At 71.5% G+C, this 17,154-nt stretch carries 14 protein-coding genes and 1 other RNA gene; 13 read left to right on the forward strand and 2 right to left on the reverse strand.

From position 1 onward, the window contains the following. Positions 1-216: 216 nt before the first annotated feature. The 4 genes from ACZ5ID_RS15330 to ACZ5ID_RS15345 all read left to right on the forward strand — a co-directional run bounded on the left by ACZ5ID_RS15330 (position 217) and on the right by ACZ5ID_RS15345 (position 5,763). Positions 217-1,914 (forward strand): serine/threonine-protein kinase, encoded by a 1,698-nt coding sequence (locus ACZ5ID_RS15330; RefSeq protein WP_468897555.1) that lies wholly within the window; start codon positions 217-219, stop codon positions 1,912-1,914. 125 nt (positions 1,915-2,039) lie between these two features. Next, complete coding sequence (locus ACZ5ID_RS15335; RefSeq protein ID WP_468897557.1) at positions 2,040-3,266, forward strand: serine/threonine-protein kinase; 1,227 nt, start codon at positions 2,040-2,042, stop codon at positions 3,264-3,266. Positions 3,267-3,335: 69 nt separating this feature from the next. Continuing rightward, positions 3,336-4,439, forward strand: a complete 1,104-nt coding sequence (gene prfB / locus ACZ5ID_RS15340; protein ID WP_358833505.1) for a peptide chain release factor 2 — start codon at positions 3,336-3,338, stop codon at positions 4,437-4,439. Positions 4,440-4,725: 286 nt separating this feature from the next. After that, complete coding sequence (locus tag ACZ5ID_RS15345; protein ID WP_468897559.1) at positions 4,726-5,763, forward strand: hypothetical protein; 1,038 nt, start codon at positions 4,726-4,728, stop codon at positions 5,761-5,763. A 150-nt stretch (positions 5,764-5,913) separates the two neighbouring features. Here ACZ5ID_RS15345 and ACZ5ID_RS15350 read toward each other — a convergent pair whose 3' ends face one another. Then, complete coding sequence (locus ACZ5ID_RS15350) at positions 5,914-6,105, reverse strand: hypothetical protein (RefSeq protein WP_406553190.1); 192 nt, start codon at positions 6,103-6,105, stop codon at positions 5,914-5,916. A gap of 269 nt (positions 6,106-6,374) precedes the next feature. Here ACZ5ID_RS15350 and ftsE point away from each other — a divergent pair, with 269 nt between their 5' ends. From ftsE to ssrA, 5 genes are all read left to right on the forward strand, one after another. After that, positions 6,375-7,064 (forward strand): cell division ATP-binding protein FtsE, encoded by a 690-nt coding sequence (ftsE, locus tag ACZ5ID_RS15355; protein ID WP_361381581.1) that lies wholly within the window; start codon positions 6,375-6,377, stop codon positions 7,062-7,064. Positions 7,065-7,121: 57 nt separating this feature from the next. Beyond that, the gene (ftsX, locus tag ACZ5ID_RS15360; protein WP_358833508.1) at positions 7,122-8,039 is read left to right on the forward strand and encodes a permease-like cell division protein FtsX; all 918 of its coding nucleotides are present in this window, start codon (positions 7,122-7,124) and stop codon (positions 8,037-8,039) included. A gap of 89 nt (positions 8,040-8,128) precedes the next feature. Next, on the forward strand, positions 8,129-9,301 hold the full coding sequence (locus ACZ5ID_RS15365) for a S41 family peptidase (protein ID WP_468897560.1): 1,173 nt from the start codon (positions 8,129-8,131) through the stop codon (positions 9,299-9,301). A gap of 18 nt (positions 9,302-9,319) precedes the next feature. Next, a complete protein-coding gene (gene smpB, locus ACZ5ID_RS15370) occupies positions 9,320-9,817 on the forward strand; it encodes an SsrA-binding protein SmpB (protein WP_358833510.1) in 498 nt (165 codons plus the stop codon). Positions 9,818-9,900: 83 nt separating this feature from the next. After that, positions 9,901-10,270, forward strand: a transfer-messenger RNA (tmRNA) gene (gene ssrA, locus ACZ5ID_RS15375). 75 nt (positions 10,271-10,345) lie between these two features. Here ssrA and ACZ5ID_RS15380 read toward each other — a convergent pair. Beyond that, the gene (locus tag ACZ5ID_RS15380) at positions 10,346-11,635 is read right to left on the reverse strand and encodes an MFS transporter (RefSeq protein ID WP_468897562.1); all 1,290 of its coding nucleotides are present in this window, start codon (positions 11,633-11,635) and stop codon (positions 10,346-10,348) included. A 98-nt stretch (positions 11,636-11,733) separates the two neighbouring features. On the opposite strand from ACZ5ID_RS15380, the gene ACZ5ID_RS15385 reads away from it, so the two are divergent. The 4 genes from ACZ5ID_RS15385 (at position 11,734) to ACZ5ID_RS15400 (ending at position 17,144) form a co-directional block, all read left to right on the forward strand. Next, positions 11,734-12,693, forward strand: a complete 960-nt coding sequence (locus ACZ5ID_RS15385) for a LysR family transcriptional regulator (RefSeq protein ID WP_468897564.1) — start codon at positions 11,734-11,736, stop codon at positions 12,691-12,693. 283 nt (positions 12,694-12,976) lie between these two features. Further along, on the forward strand, positions 12,977-13,744 hold the full coding sequence (locus tag ACZ5ID_RS15390; RefSeq protein WP_468897566.1) for a hypothetical protein: 768 nt from the start codon (positions 12,977-12,979) through the stop codon (positions 13,742-13,744). Positions 13,745-13,815: 71 nt separating this feature from the next. Then, complete coding sequence (locus tag ACZ5ID_RS15395; protein WP_468897968.1) at positions 13,816-15,945, forward strand: bifunctional polysaccharide deacetylase/glycosyltransferase family 2 protein; 2,130 nt, start codon at positions 13,816-13,818, stop codon at positions 15,943-15,945. Next, entirely contained in the window at positions 15,942-17,144 is a 1,203-nt protein-coding gene (locus ACZ5ID_RS15400) for an acyltransferase family protein (RefSeq protein ID WP_468897567.1), read from the forward strand. Before ACZ5ID_RS15395 ends, ACZ5ID_RS15400 begins: the two co-directional genes overlap by 4 nt. The last annotated feature ends 10 nt before the right edge of the window (positions 17,145-17,154 follow it).

Genomic DNA, 17,154 nt, shown 5'->3' on the forward strand with positions numbered 1-17,154 from the left:
CGCACCCCGGTGGAATCGTTCGCCCCACTTCGGCACGGAGGTTTCGGCAACCTTCCGTACGACGCCGGCGTCTTCCCTTCGAACAGCGGGAGCGTGCGGGCCCGCGCCGCCACGGCCGCGGCCGAAGCCGTGGTGACAGCCGTCGGCACTACAGTGGGCGGCTCGGGGGACACCCGAGGAGACCCGGATCAGCCAGACCAGCAGGGAGCGCATGACGTGCGGCCGGTAGGCAGCAAGTACTTGCTCGAGGAGCCGCTCGGACGCGGTGCCACGGGTACCGTCTGGCGCGCCCGCCAGCGTGAGGCGGCGGGCGCCGAGGCGGCCGTGGCCGGCCAGCCCGGCGAGACCGTCGCGATCAAGGTCCTGAAGGAGGAGCTCGCCAACGACGCCGACGTCGTGATGCGGTTCCTGCGCGAGCGGTCGGTGCTGCTGCGCCTGACGCACCCCAACATCGTGCGCACCCGCGACCTCGTCGTCGAGGGCGATCTGCTCGCCCTGGTCATGGACCTGGTCGACGGACCCGACCTGCACCGCTATCTGCGCGAGAACGGGCCCTTCACGCCGGTCGCCGCGTCCCTGCTCACCGCGCAGATCGCCGACGCGCTCGCCGCGAGCCACGCCGACGGGGTGGTCCACCGCGACCTGAAGCCCGCCAACGTCCTGCTCGACGAGCGCGACGGCGCCATGCACCCGATGCTGACCGACTTCGGCATCGCGCGCCTCGCGGACTCCCCGGGCCTGACCCGTACGCACGAGTTCGTGGGCACGCCCGCGTATGTGGCGCCGGAGTCCGCCGAGGGCCGCCCGCAGACCTCCGCCGTCGATGTCTACGGCGCCGGAATCCTGATGTACGAGCTGGTCACCGGGCGTCCGCCGTTCGCCGGGGGCACGGCTCTGGAGGTGCTGCACCGGCATCTGAGCGAGGAGGCGCGCCGCCCCACCACCGTGCCCGCCCCGCTGTGGACGGTCATCGAGCGCTGTCTGCGCAAGAACCCGGACGAGCGGCCGAGCGCGGAGAACCTCGCGCGCGCCCTGCGCGTGGTGGCCGACGGCATCGGGGTGCACTCCACCCCGGCCCAGGTCGAGGCGGCCGACGGCGTCGGTGTGCTGCTCGCGCCCGACCCGGCGCCCGCGCCCGTCCCCGAGACGCCCGGCGCGGCCGACCCGACCCAGGTGCTGCCCACCAACACGGGCTCGTACGACCCGAACGCCGCCACCTCGTACCTGCCGAACACCCCCGGAGCCGCGGACCCGACCGCCGTCCTGCCGGGCCGGGGCGCGCCCGATCCGACGGCCGTGCTGCCGCCGGTGGGGCAGGGCCAGAACCGGTTCGGCCCCCAGGGCGGCCCCGACCGGCCCGAGGAGCCGCACCCCTGGCAGTCCCAGCTCCAGGCGGCCCGCGACCGCAACGAGCAGACGCAGGTGCAGTACCTGGACCCGGAGCAGGACCCGCTGCGCCGCCGCCCGCACCGCCAGGCACAGCAGCCCCAGCCCCAGCAGCGTCCCCAGCAGCAACACCCCCAGCAGTACGCACCCCAGCAGCCCCAGCAGTACCGGCAGCCGCAGCAGCACCAGCCGTACGCGCAGCCCCCGCAGCACCAGCAGTACGCGCCGCCGCCCCAGCACCAGCAGCGCCAGCAGTACGCGCCGCCGCAGCCCCAGCAGCCGCAGGCCCCCGCGCCGCGCGAGCCCCGTGAGCCGCGCCGGCGCACCGCCAACCCCATGCGAATCCCGGGTCTCGGCTGCCTCAAGGGCTGTCTGTTCACCCTGGTCCTGCTGTTCGTGGCGGGCTGGCTGGTCTGGGAGCTCACCCCGCTCCAGGACTGGGTGGCGGAGGGCAAGAGCTACTGGCAGGCGATCGGCGACGCCATCGACAAGGTGTCGGGCTGGATCGGCAAACTCGGCGGCAAGTAAGGCGTTCCGACCACCGACTTCATGGATTTGTCGACTTCCAGGGGGTGAATTCCCCCTCGGAAGTGAAGGTTGCCCCCCGGGCCGCGTAGCCTCGGCGTGCACAGCCAGCCGCTGAGGGAGCAGTCTTGGCACGGAATATCGGCAGCCGGTACACCGCCCACCAGATCCTGGGGCGGGGCAGCGCCGGCACGGTGTGGCTCGGCGAGGGCCCGGACGGGCCCGTCGCCATCAAGCTGCTGCGCGAGGACCTCGCCGCCGACCAGGAGCTGGTCGGCCGTTTCGTCCAGGAGCGCACCGCGCTGCTCGGCCTCGACCATCCGAACGTCGTGGGCGTACGCGACCTGGTCGTCGACGGCAACGACCTCGCCCTGGTCATGGACCTGGTCAGGGGCACGGACGTACGCACCCGGCTCGACCGGGAGCGCCGGCTCGCGCCCGAGGCGGCGGTGGCCATCGTCGCGGACGTGGCCGACGGTCTGGCCGCCGCGCACGCGGCCGGGATCGTGCACCGCGACGTCAAGCCCGAGAACATCCTTCTGGACATGCAGGGGCCGCTCGGCCCCGGCGGCGCGCACCCCGCGCTCCTCACCGACTTCGGTGTGGCGAAGCTGATCGACACCCCGCGCCGCACCAAGGCCACCCGCATCATCGGCACGCCCGACTACCTCGCCCCCGAGATCGTCGAGGGCCTGCCGCCGAGGGCGGCCGTCGACATCTACGCCCTGGCGACCGTCCTGTACGAGCTCCTGGCGGGCTTCACCCCCTTCGGCGGCGGCCACCCCGGCGCGGTCCTGCGCCGCCACGTCACCGAGACCGTGGTGCCGCTGCCCGGCATCCCGGACGAGCTGTGGCAGCTGATGGTCCAGTGCCTGGCCAAGGCCCCGGCCTCCCGGCTGCGCGCCTCCGAGCTCTCCGCCCGGCTGCGCGAGCTGCTGCCACTGGTGGCGGGGATGCCGCCGCTGGACGTGGACGAGCCGGACTCCGAGGAGCCCGAGGAGTCGGTGTACGAGGAGCCCGCGGCCCCCTCCGGCAGACCCCGCCGGGGCGCGGTGCCGCTGGTCCCGGGCGCCCCGCTGGACTCCAACCGCGACACCCACACCAGCATGCGTGTCCCCGGCCCCGACGAACTGGCCGGCGGCCCCCTCGGCACCGCCCGCGCCCCGCGCCCGGCGGGCACCCCGCGCCCGGGCTCGGCCCGGCACCGGGCGGACCAGCTGCGCCGCCGACGGCTCATCCTGGGCGCCTCGGCGGTGGTGCTGACGGCCGCGGTGGCCGTCGGCGGCTGGCTCGCCACCTCGGGCGGCGACGACAAGCCCCCGCAGGACTCCAAGCACTCGGCTCCGGCCCCGTAGCCCCGGGCCCGTCAGCCCGTGGCACGGCGCGGGGGAAACGTCCTTGCGCACAGCCGTTACGCTGGACCCGTGGCAGTCGTCGATGTATCCGAAGAGCTGAAGTCCCTCTCCTCGACCATGGGGTCGATCGAGGCCGTCCTGGACCTCGACAAGCTGAGGGCAGACATTGCCGTGCTTGAGGAGCAGGCCGCCGCGCCGTCCCTGTGGGACGACCCGGAGGCCGCCCAGAAGATCACGAGCAAGCTTTCGCACCTCCAGGCCGAGGTCCGCAAGACCGAGACGCTGCGCGGCCGGATCGACGACCTCAGCGTGCTCTTCGAGCTCGCCGAGGAGATGGACGACGCGGATACCCTCGCGGAGGCGGAGGCCGAGCTGGTCTCGGTGCGCAAGGCGCTGGACGAGATGGAGGTCAGGACGCTCCTGTCCGGCGAGTACGCCGAGCGCGAGGCCCTGGTCAACATCCGTGCCGAGGCCGGCGGCGTCGACGCCTCGGACTTCGCCGAGCGCCTCCAGCGCATGTACCTGCGCTGGGCCGAGCGCCACGGCTACTCGACCGAGGTCTACGAGACGTCGTACGCGGAGGAGGCCGGCATCAAGTCGACCACCTTCGTGGTGAAGGCGCCGTACGCGTACGGCACGCTCTCCGTCGAGCAGGGCACCCACCGCCTGGTGCGGATCTCGCCCTTCGACAACCAGGGCCGCCGCCAGACCTCGTTCGCGGGCGTCGAGGTGCTGCCGGTCGTCGAGTCCAGCGACCACGTCGAGATCGACGAGGGCGAGCTGCGCATCGACGTGTACCGCGCCTCCGGCCCCGGCGGCCAGGGCGTCAACACGACCGACTCCGCGGTCCGCATCACGCACCTGCCGACCGGCATCGTCGTCTCCTGCCAGAACGAGCGCTCGCAGATCCAGAACAAGGCCAGCGCCATGAACGTCCTCCAGGCCAAGCTCCTTGAGCGCCGCCGCCAGGAGGAGCAGGCCAAGATGGACGCCCTCAAGGACGGCGGCAGCTCCTGGGGCAACCAGATGCGCTCGTACGTCCTGCACCCGTACCAGATGGTCAAGGACCTGCGCACCGAGTTCGAGGTCGGCAACCCGCAGGCCGTTCTGGACGGCGAGATCGACGGATTCCTCGAAGCGGGAATTCGCTGGCGCAAGCAGCAGGAGAAGTAATCGACCGCCCTTTCGGGGCTTTGTCGACAAGGGAACTGCCGTTCACTGAGCGGCAGTTCCCTTTTTACGTCACAGTCGCAACTCCGTACGACGGGCAAGTCACGCCATTCCGGGCATTCCGTACGCAACGGCCTTGACGTCATTCTCGGAAGTGCGGAAGGGTGACGCGCGGCATGCGTATTTCCGGGGCGCGTGTGGCGGGGGCGACGGAGAAACGTATCCCCCCGGTCCCCGCGGCCCCCGGACGCTGCTCCATGACACTTGAGCTACTGGGGGTAGCAGCCAGATGACGAAAATGACGCGGGTCCGCTTTGCACGGATAGCCGCGGGCGCGGTGATCGCGGCGGGCGCGTCCCTGACCGCCGCGGGGGCGGCCCAGGCCGTCGGTGTCGACGTCAACATCGGCGGCATCAGCGCCAAGGCCGAGGCCGACAAGAGCGGTGTGGACGTCGGCCTCGGCGTCCAGGGCGAGTCCGAGGGCACCACCGGCACGGTGGGTGGCATCGGCGGCGCCGACACGGGTGGTTCCTCCACCAGTGGTTCGTCCTCCTCGGGCGGTTCCTCGACCACCGGCGGCACCACGTCCACGGGTGGCTCGTCCGCCACGGGCGGTTCCTCGTCCACGGGCGGTACGTCCTCCACGGGCGGCACCAGCTCCACGGGCGGTACGTCGTCCACGGGCGGGACCTCCTCCACCGGTGGCATCGGCGGCGCCGACATCGGCGGCTCGTCCGGCTCCACCACGTCGACCGGCGGCAGCTCGTCCACCGGCGGCTCGTCCGCCACGGGCGGCTCCTCGTCCACGGGCGGTACGTCCTCCACGGGCGGCTCGACCACCACCTCGGGCGGTTCCTCGTCCACCGGTGGCTCCTCCTCCACGGGCGGCAGCAGCACCACGGGTGGCTCCTCCTCGACCGGTGGCAGCTCGTCCACCGGTGGTTCCTCCACCACGGGCGGCTCGTCCGCCACGGGCGGTTCCTCGTCCACCGGCGGCTCCTCGGCCACCGGCGGCAGCTCCACCGGCGGCTCGTCCGCCACGGGCGGCTCCACCGGCGGCTCCTCCGCCACCGGCGGCTCCAGCAGCACCGGTGGCAGCACCGGCGGCACCTGCACCGTCTCCCTCGACGGGGCCAGCTGCCCGGACAACACCACCCCGGACAGCGGTGGCTCCAAGCCGGTCGAGCAGGGCAAGCCCAAGGAGGAGCTCGCCGAGACCGGTGCGGGCGAGACCACGTTCCTGCTGCTCGGTGCCGCGACGATGATCGCCGGCGGCGTCGGCTTCCGCTTCATGCCGCGGCTGGTCGGTGGCCGTAACATCGCCTAGGCGTCACGCACGGTAGTCGTCACGTAGAACGACAGTGGGGCCCGGGGTGCATCTCGCACCCCGGGCCCCACTGCGTAAAGCCGTAAAACCGTGAGCCGTAAAACCGTAAAGCCGTGAACCCTCAAAGCTGTGAGGCTCCGGGCCGTGACGTCACACGGTCTGGTGGGCCAGCAGCGCCAACGCGGCCACCAGCACCACGAGCAGCGTCACCAGGGCGGCCGGGCTCAGGCCGCCCCAGGGGCCCTCCTGCTGGAGCCGCGCGCGGTTGGCCCGGCATACGGGGCAACGGCCCTCGCTGACCGGCGCCGCGCAGTTCGCGCACACCAAGCGGTCGTAGGTCATGCGCTTTCCTCCTCCCGCGCGGCGGAGCCGCTGTAGGCACCTACTGCTCCGCACAACGCTCAGGGAAACGCAACCGTTCCCCCTACCACTGTGCCAGCTCGCGCGCGTTTCGGCGCGCCCCGCCGGATTCTGCCCCCGTGAGGGGGTCCGGAGGCCGCCGTCAACAGGACATAAGGCGCATCCCCGGAACATCCCCGAACGGTGCCTGCACGGCCAAGGCCGGTTCGCGTAGTGTCACGCACACCTATTCCCGGCGACCGTGGTGCACCGTGATCCGATTCGACAACGTCTCCAAGACATATCCCAAGCAGAGCCACCCCGCTCTGCGGGACGTCTCCCTCGACATCGAGAAGGGCGAGTTCGTCTTCCTCGTCGGTTCTTCCGGCTCCGGAAAGTCGACCTTCCTTCGACTCGTCCTGCGCGAGGAGCGCGCCAGCCAGGGGCAGGTGCACGTCCTCGGCAAGGACCTGGCCCGGCTCTCCAACTGGAAGGTGCCGCACATGCGGCGCCAGCTCGGGACCGTCTTCCAGGACTTCCGCCTCCTCCCCAACAAGACCGTGGCCGAGAACGTCGCCTTCGCCCAGGAGGTCATCGGCAAGCCGCGCGGGGAGATCAGGAAGGCCGTGCCCCAGGTGCTCGACCTGGTCGGACTCGGCGGCAAGGAGGACCGGCGCCCCGGTGAGCTCTCCGGCGGTGAGCAGCAGCGCGTCGCCATCGCGCGGGCCTTCGTCAACCGGCCGATGCTGCTGATCGCGGACGAGCCGACCGGCAACCTCGACCCGCAGACCTCCGTGGGCATCATGAAGCTCCTGGACCGGATCAACCGGACCGGGACGACCGTCATCATGGCGACCCACGACCAGAACATCGTCGACCAGATGCGCAAGCGTGTTATCGAGCTCGAAAAGGGCCGTCTCGTGCGTGACCAGGCGCGCGGCGTCTACGGCTACCAGCACTGATGCGCTGAGCATCGAGCTCGGAAGCACGACCAGCACGGAAAGGCCCAACCAGTCGCCATGCGCGCGCAGTTCGTACTCTCGGAGATCGGCGTCGGTCTCCGCCGCAACCTGACCATGACGTTCGCCGTCATCGTCTCCGTGGCCCTGTCCCTGGCCCTGTTCGGCGGTTCGCTGCTGATGCGGGACCAGGTCAACAACATGAAGGGCTACTGGTACGACAAGGTCAACGTCTCGATCTTCCTCTGCAACAAGGCCGACGCCGAGTCCGTCGCCAAGTGCTCCAAGGGCGCCGTCACCGCCCAGCAGAAGAAGGACATCGAGGCCGACCTGAAGAAGCTCGACATCGTCGAGACCGTCACGTACGAGTCCGCGGACCAGGCGTTCAAGCACTACAAGGAGCAGTTCGGCGACTCGCCGATGGCCGGCTCGATCACGCCGGACCAGATGCAGGAGTCGTTCCGGGTCAAGCTCAAGGACCCGGAGAAGTTCAAGGTGGTCGCCACCGCCTTCGCCGGGCGCGACGGTGTGCAGTCCGTCCAGGACCAGAAGGGCATCCTGGAGAACCTGTTCAGCCTGCTCGGCGGGATGAACGTGGCCGCGGTCCTGGTCATGGCGGTGATGCTGGTCGTGGCGCTGATGCTGATCGTCAACACGGTCCGGGTCTCGGCGTTCAGCCGACGCCGTGAGACGGGCATCATGCGCCTGGTCGGCGCTTCGAGCTTCTACATCCAGGCGCCGTTCATCATGGAGGCCGCGTTCGCCGGGGTGCTCGGCGGCATCGCCGCCTCGGGGATGCTGATCGTCGGCCGCTACTTCATGATCGACCACGGTCTCGACCTGTCGCACAAGCTGAATCTGATCAACTTCATCGGCTGGGACGCGGTCCTCGCCAAGCTGCCGCTGGTGCTCGCCGCGAGTGTGCTGATGCCCTCGCTGGCCGCGTTCTTCGCGCTGCGCAAGTACCTGAAGGTGTGACGCGGGTTCGTCGGAGTGTGAGATGCGCCCCGGGCGCCGTGGGAGCAACAGCCCCTGCGGCGCCCTCGCGTTGTCCTAGACTCGACGCCATGTCAGGTCCGGACAGCTGTCCCAGGTCCCGCGGAGTACGCCGCGGGGCGACTCTGACCTTGGTCTTCGTCTCGGTCCTGGCGACCGCCGCGGTGACCGGCTCGCTGCCGCAGGCCGAGGAGCGCCGCCCCCCGCTGCACGCCCTGCCCGCCTCCGCCGTCGAGCCCCGCGACCGCGCCGCTGACGTGGCACGGGCCGCCGCCCAGGCGGTGGCCGACGGCAAGTCCGGCACCCAGGCGGCGGCCGAGGCCGTCAGCCGCAGCGGCGACCGCTGGGGCGCGGTGTACGACCCGAGCGCGTACGAGCAGTTCGAGAACGCCCTCGACGGCCGCTACACCGGTGTCGGCCTGTGGGCGAGGCGCACCGCCGACGGCCGCGTCGAGGTGACCCGCCTCCAGCCGGGCGGCCCGGCGGCCCGCGCCGGGATCAGGGCGGGCGACCGGCTCGTCACGATCGACGGCCGCGCGCTCGACGCGCTGCCGGTCACCGAGGTCGTCGCCCTGCTGCGCGGCGACCGCGCGTCCGCCGGCAGCCGGGTCGTGCTCGGCCTCGACCGGGCCGGGCGGACCTGGACCGAGTCGCTGCGCAGGGCCGAGCTCACCACCGAGACCGTGACGGTGAGCGCGCTGCCGGGCGGCGATGTGATGATCAAGGTGGCGGCCTTCACCAAGGGCTCCGGCGAGCGGGTGCGCAGGGCGGTCCGCGCGGTCCCCGGCGGCGCCGGCGTCCTCCTCGACCTGCGGGGCAACACCGGCGGCCTGGTCACCGAGGCCGCCTCGGCCGCCTCCGCCTTCCTCGACGGCGGCCTGGTCGCCACGTACGACGTGCACGGCCGCCAGCGCGCGCTCTACGCGGACCGGGCCGGCGCCGCCGCCCGCCCGCTGGTCGTCCTGGTCGACAGCGGCACCATGAGCGCGGCCGAGCTGCTGACCGGCGCCCTCCAGGACCGGGGCCGGGCCGTCACGGTCGGCTCCCGCACCTTCGGCAAGGGCTCGGTCCAGATGCCGACCGAGCTGCCGGACGGCTCGGTGGCCGAGCTGACCGTCGGCCACTACCGCACCCCGGCCGGCCACGCGGTCGACGGGAAGGGCATCACTCCGGACGTACCGGTCACCGAGCGGGCCCAGGAGCGGGCCGAGGCGGTATTGAGTGGCCTCGGGGGGCGGTCGTAGTGCGAAAATGGCCGCACTATGGCTAAGGCAAAAGAGAAGGACAAGGGCAACGGGCGCAAGCTCGTCGCGCAGAACAAGAAGGCGCGGCACGACTACCTCATCATCGACACCTACGAGTGCGGTCTCGTGCTCACCGGCACCGAGGTGAAGTCACTGCGCCAGGGGCGGGCGTCGCTGGTCGACGGGTTCGTCCAGATCGACCAGGGTGAGGCCTGGCTGCACAACGTCCATGTGCCGGAGTACGCCCAGGGCACCTGGACCAACCACAGCGCGCGGCGCAAGCGGAAGCTGCTGCTGCACCGCGCCGAGATCGACAAGCTGGCGAGCAAGTCGCAGGAGTCGGGTCACACGATCGTGCCCCTCGTCCTGTACTTCAAGGAGGGCCGGGCGAAGATCGAGATCGCGCTGGCGAAGGGCAAGAAGGAGTACGACAAGCGCCAGACGCTGCGGGAGAAGCAGGACACCCGGGAGACCAACCGTGCCGTCGCGGCGGCCCGGCGGCGGCAGCGGGCGTAAATGTCCTGGCGAGCCACGGTCCGCGTCGCGTACCATGGCATCAGCGCCGCCCCCCGGGGCGGAGCACCTTGTTAACAAAACATGGGGATGATCGGTTTCGACAGCGGATGTCGGAGCAGGGGAAGCGTGTCGAGGAAGCGGCAATGATCTCGTTAACCATATGTCGCAACCAATAATCGCCAACACCAAGCGCGATTCCTTCGCCCTCGCTGCCTAAGTAGCGACTTGCGAAGTGTCAGCCCGGGGGTGATCCCGACCCGGATCCTGGCATCATCAAGGGATCTAAACTTCTGAGCCCGGCCACGGGACCCAGAAGGAAATCAAACAGTGGCTGAGCCCGTCGGAGACTTGTTCGCGTGATCTCCGGGGCCGAGAAAAGCGCAGCGAACTGCACACGGAGAAGCCCTGATTCAGCACCGTTGGACGCGGGTTCGATTCCCGCCATCTCCACTTTCCCATGTTGAGGCGAAGGCCCGGCCGCGTTGAGCGGCCGGGCCCTCGTCGTTTTCCGGTACGGACCGCTCCCCCTCAGCGCCGCCGCGCCGGGCCCGCCGCGCACGCCACCAGCGCGAGACCCGCCGCGCAGACCGGGGCGAGGTACGCCGTCGTTGCCGAGGCGTGGTCGGTCAGCCAGCCGCCCGTCGCCGAGCCGGCCGCGATACCGCCCAGGATCGCGGTGACCGCGAGGGTCATCCCCTCGTTCAGCCGGCCCTCGGGCGTGAGCCGCTGGACCAGGGTCATCCCGGTGACCATGGTCGGCGCGGTCGCCGCCCCGGCCGCCAGCAGCGCGCCGGCCAGTACGGCCAGCGAACCGGTGGTCGCCGCCAGGAGCGGCAGGCACATCAGGGCCGTCATCGCGCCCACGCACACCAGCAGCCGCCGGGCGACCGAACGCGCCGGCCGCACCGAGCCGTAGACCAGCCCGGCCGCCCCCGACCCGGCCGCCTGGAGCGCGAGCACCGCCCCGCCCGAGGGGCCGTGGCCGAGCCCCGACGCGTACGCCAGGGTCACCACCTCCATCGAGCCGAACACCGCGCCCGTGGCGAGGAAGACGCCGAGCAGCGGGGCGAGGCCGGGGGAGCGCAGCGGGGAGCGGGCGGCGGCGGCGCGCGGGGCCACCGGCGGTTCCGTGGCGCGCTGGGCCGAGAAGATCAGCACGCCCGTCATCAGGAGCACCGCGCCGGCCAGCGACCCCGCCTCCGGGAACAGGGCCGTGCACAGGAACGCGGCGGCCACCGGGCCGAGCATGAAGCACAGCTCGTCCACGGCCTGTTCGAAGGAGTTGGCGGTGTGCAGGGCCGCCGGGTCGCCGCGCAGGACGTGCGCCCAGCGCGCCCGGGACATCCCGCCGGTGTTGGGGGTGGTGGCGGTCGCGACGTAGGAGGCGAAGAGCGTCCAGTCGGGCGCGCCGAGGCGGACGCAGAGCAGCAGCGCCAGCGAGCCGAGCACCGCGACCGCGGTGGCGGGCACGGCGATACGGGCCTGGCCGTGGCGGTCGACCAGCCGGGCCGTCCACGGCGCGACCAGGGCGGTCGCGGCCAGTCCGGTGGCGGTGACGGCCCCGGCGAGGGCGTACGAGCCGCGCGCCCCGGCGATCATGATCACGGCGCTCACGCTGAACATGCCCATGGGAAGCCGGGCGATGAGGTTGCCCAGGGTGAAGGCGCGGGCGCCGGGGACGGCGAAGAGGCTGCGGTAGGGGGCGGTCCGGGCGGTCTTCCCGGGCGCCGTGCGGCGTGGCCCGCGGGGAGCGCGCTCGTACGGAGCGGGCCCGGCGAGCACCAGGGTGGAACCCGAGACGGTCATGATCTGCGGCATGTCCCGAGCCTCCCCGGACCGGGGCGCGGCCGTCCAACACCTGATCAGAGGCCATTTACGCACTTCCGTTGTCAACGGCCGTACGGTTGACTGCCGTCGTGACCCAGGACATCGACCCGCGGCTGCTGCGCGCGTTCACCGCCGTCGCCGAAGAGCTGCACTTCACCCGGGCCGCCGCCCGGCTCTTCGTCGCCCAGCAGGCGCTCAGCCGGGATGTGCGCCGGCTCGAACGCGACCTGGGCGCCGAGCTGTTCGTGCGGACCACGCGCGCGGTGGAGCTCACCGCCGACGGTGAGCGGCTGCTGCCGTACGCGCGCCGGGTGCTCGCCGCCCACGACGAACTGCGGGCGGCCTGGGCGATGGAGGCCCGGCCGCTGCTCGTCGACATCAGCGCTCCCGTCGGCACCGGCCACCGGGTGCTGACGCGCGCCCGGGAGGCGGCGCCCGGGCAGGAGTTCGTGGCGCGGTATCTCAGCGGGCTCACCGGGGCCGCGGCCGACATCCTCGCCGGGCGCCTCGACGTCTCCTTCGGCCGGGTCGCCGGGCTCGGCCCCTCGGTGCTCGCGGGCCTGGCGCACCAGCCGGTCCGCTACGAGCGGATGGCGGTGCTGCTGCCCGAGGGCCACCGCCTCGCGCGGCTCGCGGAGGTGCCCGTGGACGCGCTGGCGGGGGAGACGCTCTATGCGGGGGCGGGCAATCCGGCCACGGCCGAGTGGACGGATCTGGCCATGCGTCTCTTCACCGGGCGGGGTGCGGAACTGGCCGCTCCGTTCCCGGAGATCTCCGGGAAGGAGGAGTTCGCCCGGGTGGTGCTGGCACGCGGCTGGTCGGTGCTGGTCAGCACGGACTTCCTGGAGATACCGGGAATGGTGCTCCGGCCGCTGACCGCTCCCGTACCGCTGTCACCGGTGTCGCTGGTGTGGCGCAAGGGGCTGACCCACCCGGGTCTGGGGGTTCTGCGGGAGGTCGCCCGGCGGATGGGACAGGCGGCCGGGTGGCTTGATCTGCCCCCCAACAGCTGGCTCCCGGAGGAGGATCTGTCGCTGATGTCCGTGTAATGGCTTTCTGGTGTTCCAGTTGAGGAACAAGACCCGGCACACGAACGTGGCTCACAGCCGTGTGCGCTACATTCATTCCCCGGGTGCGGTGTGGTAGTGGGGGTGCGTGGAACGGGTGGGGACCCGATCCGGAACGCAGCGCCCGCTAGAGGAGTGCGCGCAACCCGCGAATCATCCAGTGGGGAAGTGCGTACGCAAAGTGGACAATTGGCGAAAAGATGCCCCCCAGGGGCGATCCCTGAATCCGGTCGAGGAGCCCCGCGGCCCGCTCGACGACTTCACGATGGAACTGAACGTCGCCGGGCGTCTGCCGGGCGACCCGTCGGCGCAGGACCCCGCACGGGCCCGGACGCAGAGCCGGCCCCCGTCCGCCCCTGAGGAGCGGACGCGCGTCCAGCCCCGCATCCCGTCCCAGCCGCAGCCCCGGATCCAGCCGCCGCAGGAGCAGACCCGGATCCAGCCGCAGGCGTACCCCGAGGCGCATCCGCAGGCGTACCCCCAGGGCCGGCCCGAGGCGCGGGTCCACATCCAGGCCCCGGTCGCGGGCGCCGACCCCGACGGCCCCGTCTTCGTGGACGAGAGCGGCCGTCGCGGCAAGAACCTGCGCCGGCTCGGCTGGGTCTTCGGCCTGGCATGCACCTGCTACGCAGTGATGCTCGTCGGCAGTCTGCTCGGCGGCAGCTCCCGCGCGCCGTGGCTCGGCATACCCGGGCCCGCCGCCAAGGAGAAGAAGACGGAGACCGTCCAGGTCACCCCCGCCCCCACCGAGTCGCACACGCCCCGCCCCACCACCAGGCCCGGCGTCCCCGCCAAGAGCAGGACGCACCCCTCGGCCACCGCCCCCGTGCGGGCCAAGACCTCCGGCACCCCCAAGCCGGCCAGGTCCAGTCACCCCGCCAAGCCCAGCACCGCCTCCCCGCGCCCCGGCACCTCGCAGACCGCGAAGCCGACCGGCGGCCACACGGCGGGCCCCGGCCTCCCCACCGGTTCGTCCGGCAGCCCGACGGGGCTGTCGAAGAAGCCGACTCCGCCCACTGGAGCCAGTACGTGAAAGCCCCTCGCCGCAAGACCCCCAGCACGGGTCCCGGTACCGCCCGCAAGCCCAGACGCCGCAGACTGCCGATGCGCTATCTGCTGCCCCTGCTCTTCCTCGTCGCCCTGCTCGCGATGCTGATGCTGCGCGGGTACGTCCACAACGAGATACTCGCCGACCACCGAATACGCCCCGAGGCGTCCACCGACCAGGTGCCCGAGCGCATCCTGGACGGCGGTCCGGTCATCGACGCTCGGGGCGCCGCCAAGCCCACCAGCCTCGACATCCCCAAGCACAAGCTGGTGCTCACCTTCGACGACGGCCCGGACCCCACCTGGACCCCGAAGGTGCTCGACCAGCTGAAGAAGTACCACGCGCACGGCGTCTTCTTCGTCACCGGCGCCAACGCCGCCCGCTACCCCGGTCTCATCAAGCGGATGGTCGACGAGGGCCACGAGGTCGGTCTGCACACCTTCAACCACCCCGACCTCTCCTACCAGTCGCACGCCCGGATCGACTGGGAGCTCGCGCAGAACCAGCTGGCCCTCGAAGGCGCCGCAGGCATCCGCACCTCCCTCTTCCGGCCGCCGTACTCGTCGTTCGCGGACGCGATCGACGACCAGAACTGGCCGGTGATCAAGTACGTGGGCAGCCGCGGGTACATCACCGCGCTGGACTCCACGGACAGTGAGGACTGGCAGCGCCCCGGCATCAAGACGATCATCAAGAACGCCACGCCCAAGCACGGCAAGGGCGCCATCGTCCTGATGCACGACTCCGGCGGCGACCGCTCGCAGACCGTGGCCGCGCTCGACACCTTCCTGCCCCAGCTCCAGGGCAAGGGCTACACGTTCGTGAATCTGACCGAGGCCCTGAACGCGCCCAGCGCGCACACCCCGGTCACCGGCATGGACCTGTGGAAGGGCAAGGCGTTCGTCTTCGCCGTCCAGGTCTCGGAGAGCAGCACCGACGTCCTGGTGGGCGGGCTCGCCGTGATCGGCGTGCTGGTCTTCGCCCGGTTCGGCCTGATGCTGATCCTGTCGTTCCTGCACGTGCGCAAGGTCCGCAGCCGCGGCTTCCGCTGGGGCCCCGAGGTCACCGAGCCGGTCTCGGTGATCGTCCCGGCGTACAACGAGCGCGAGTGCATCGCCAACACCGTGCGCTCGCTGATGGCCGGCGACCACCCCATCGAGATCCTCGTCGTCGACGACGGCTCCACCGACGGCACCGCGGACATCGTCGAGGCGATGTGGCTGCCGAACGTCCGGGTGATCCGCCAGCCCAACGGCGGCAAGCCCTCCGCGCTCAACAACGGCATCCGCAACGCCCGCCACGACATCGTCGTGATGATGGACGGTGACACGGTCTTCGAGCCGTCGACCGTACGCGAGCTGGTGCAGCCGTTCGGCGACCCGAGGGTCGGCGCGGTCGCGGGCAACGCCAAGGTGGGCAACCGCGACTCGCTCATCGGCGCCTGGCAGCACATCGAGTACGTGATGGGCTTCAACCTGGACCGCCGGATGTACGACGTGCTGGGCTGCATGCCGACCATCCCCGGCGCGGTCGGCGCCTTCCGCCGCACCGCCCTGGAGCGGGTCGGCGGCATCAGCGAGGACACCCTCGCCGAGGACACCGACGTCACCATGGCGATGCACCGCGACGGCTGGCGGGTGGTGTACGCGGAGAACGCGCGCGCCTGGACCGAGGCGCCCGAGTCCGTCCAGCAGCTCTGGTCGCAGCGCTACCGCTGGTCGTACGGCACGATGCAGGCCATCTGGAAGCACCGCGGCGCCGTCTTCGAGCGCGGCCCCTCGGGCCGCTTCGGCCGCGTGGGCCTGCCGCTGGTGTCGCTCTTCATGGTCCTGGCCCCGCTCCTGGCCCCCCTGATCGACGTGTTCCTCCTGTACGGCCTGGTCTTCGGCCCGACCCAGAAGACCGTGGTGGCCTGGCTGAGCGTCCTGCTCATCCAACTGGTCTGCGCGGCCTACGCGTTCCGCCTGGACCGCGAACGCCTCACCCACCTGGTGTCGCTCCCGCTCCAGCAGATCCTCTACCGCCAGCTGATGTACGTGGTGCTCCTCCAGTCCTGGATCACCGCCCTCACCGGCGGTCGCCTGCGCTGGCAGAAGCTGCGGCGCACGGGTGTGGTGGAGGCGCCGGGGGGCATTCCCAGCCAGCGCGGCAGCAAGGAGAACATCGACCGGAGGCCCGTCGGATGACCGCGCCGATACCCCAGCCCTTCGTCGAGGTGCCCGCGGCCGTGGCCGCGGTGAGCGCCGAGAAGAAGCCCAAGGCCTCGGGCCGCGACCGCTATCTGGACCTGCTGCGCTCGCTCGCCCTCGTCCGCGTGGTCGTCTACCACCTCTTCGGCTTCGCCTGGCTCTCGATCGTCTTCCCGTCGATGGGTGTGATGTTCGCGCTCGCCGGATCGCTGATGGCGCGCTCGCTGAGCCGGCCCGCCTGGAGCGTCATCCGCGGCCGGCTGCGGCGGCTGCTGCCGCCGATGTGGGCGTTCGGCGCGGTGATCCTCACCGCGATGTTCGCGGCGGGCTGGAAGCCGGACAAGGAGCAGGGCCTGTGGTGGTGGGCCAAGCTCTTCAACTACCTGGTGCCGGTGGGCACCCCGCCCTTCCCGTGGTCGATCGGCCACAAGGACGGCATGCTGGAGCAGACCTGGGCCGTCCAGGCCGCCGAGCCGCTCTGGTACCTGCGGGCCTATCTGTGGTTCGTGCTCGCCTCGCCGCTGCTGCTGAAGCTGTTCCGCAAGCTGCCCTGGCCGGTGCTGCTGGCCCCGCTGGCGCTGACGGCGGTCCTGGGGACCGGTGTGGTCACCATCCCCGGCGACACCGGCTCGGTGATCACCGACTTCGTCACCTACGCGGCCTGCTGGGTACTCGGCTTCGCGCACCACGACGGGCTGATCCAGCGGCTGCCGCGCTATCTGCTGGTGTCCTGTTCGTCGATGGTGATGGCGTTCGGCCTGTGGTGGGCCTCCGGGCACCCCACCCAGGACGGCTGGGACCTCAACGACATCCCGCTGGCCCAGGCCACCTGGTCGTTCGGCTTCTGCGCGATCCTGCTGGCGTACTCGCCGTCCTGGCCGGAACTGCCGGGCCGGCTGGCCCGCTACGACCGGCTGGTCACGCTCTCCAACAACCGGGCCGTCACGATCTACCTGTGGCACAACACGCTGATCGCGGCTGCCGTGCCGCTCCTCGACCAGCTCTGGAACGTCCCCGGGGTCGGCCCGCACTTCGACGGGTTTCTGACCACGACCTATGACGAGTGGATGTTCGTCCTGGTCTGGCCGCTGATCGGGCTGATGATCCTGTCCACGGGCTGGATCGAGGACGTGGCCGCCAAGCGCAGCCCCCGGCTGTGGCCGGACGGCAGGGTGCGGGGCCGCCGCAGGCGCTGACGGCGCCCCT

The sequence above is a fragment of the Streptomyces sp. NPDC031670 genome (genome assembly GCF_055580545.1).

Coding starts and splice junctions, on each gene's coding strand:
- ACZ5ID_RS15350 (WP_406553190.1), bottom strand. CDS start 6,105: ATGACCTACGACCGCTTGGTGTGCGCGAACTGCGCGGCGCCGGTCAGC.
- smpB (WP_358833510.1), top strand. CDS start 9,320: ATGGCTAAGGCAAAAGAGAAGGACAAGGGCAACGGGCGCAAGCTCGTC.
- ACZ5ID_RS15400 (WP_468897567.1), top strand. CDS start 15,942: ATGACCGCGCCGATACCCCAGCCCTTCGTCGAGGTGCCCGCGGCCGTG.
- ACZ5ID_RS15390 (WP_468897566.1), top strand. CDS start 12,977: ATGGAACTGAACGTCGCCGGGCGTCTGCCGGGCGACCCGTCGGCGCAG.
- ACZ5ID_RS15395 (WP_468897968.1), top strand. CDS start 13,816: ATGCGCTATCTGCTGCCCCTGCTCTTCCTCGTCGCCCTGCTCGCGATG.
- ACZ5ID_RS15380 (WP_468897562.1), bottom strand. CDS start 11,635: ATGCCGCAGATCATGACCGTCTCGGGTTCCACCCTGGTGCTCGCCGGG.
- ACZ5ID_RS15365 (WP_468897560.1), top strand. CDS start 8,129: ATGTCAGGTCCGGACAGCTGTCCCAGGTCCCGCGGAGTACGCCGCGGG.
- ACZ5ID_RS15345 (WP_468897559.1), top strand. CDS start 4,726: ATGACGAAAATGACGCGGGTCCGCTTTGCACGGATAGCCGCGGGCGCG.
- ftsX (WP_358833508.1), top strand. CDS start 7,122: ATGCGCGCGCAGTTCGTACTCTCGGAGATCGGCGTCGGTCTCCGCCGC.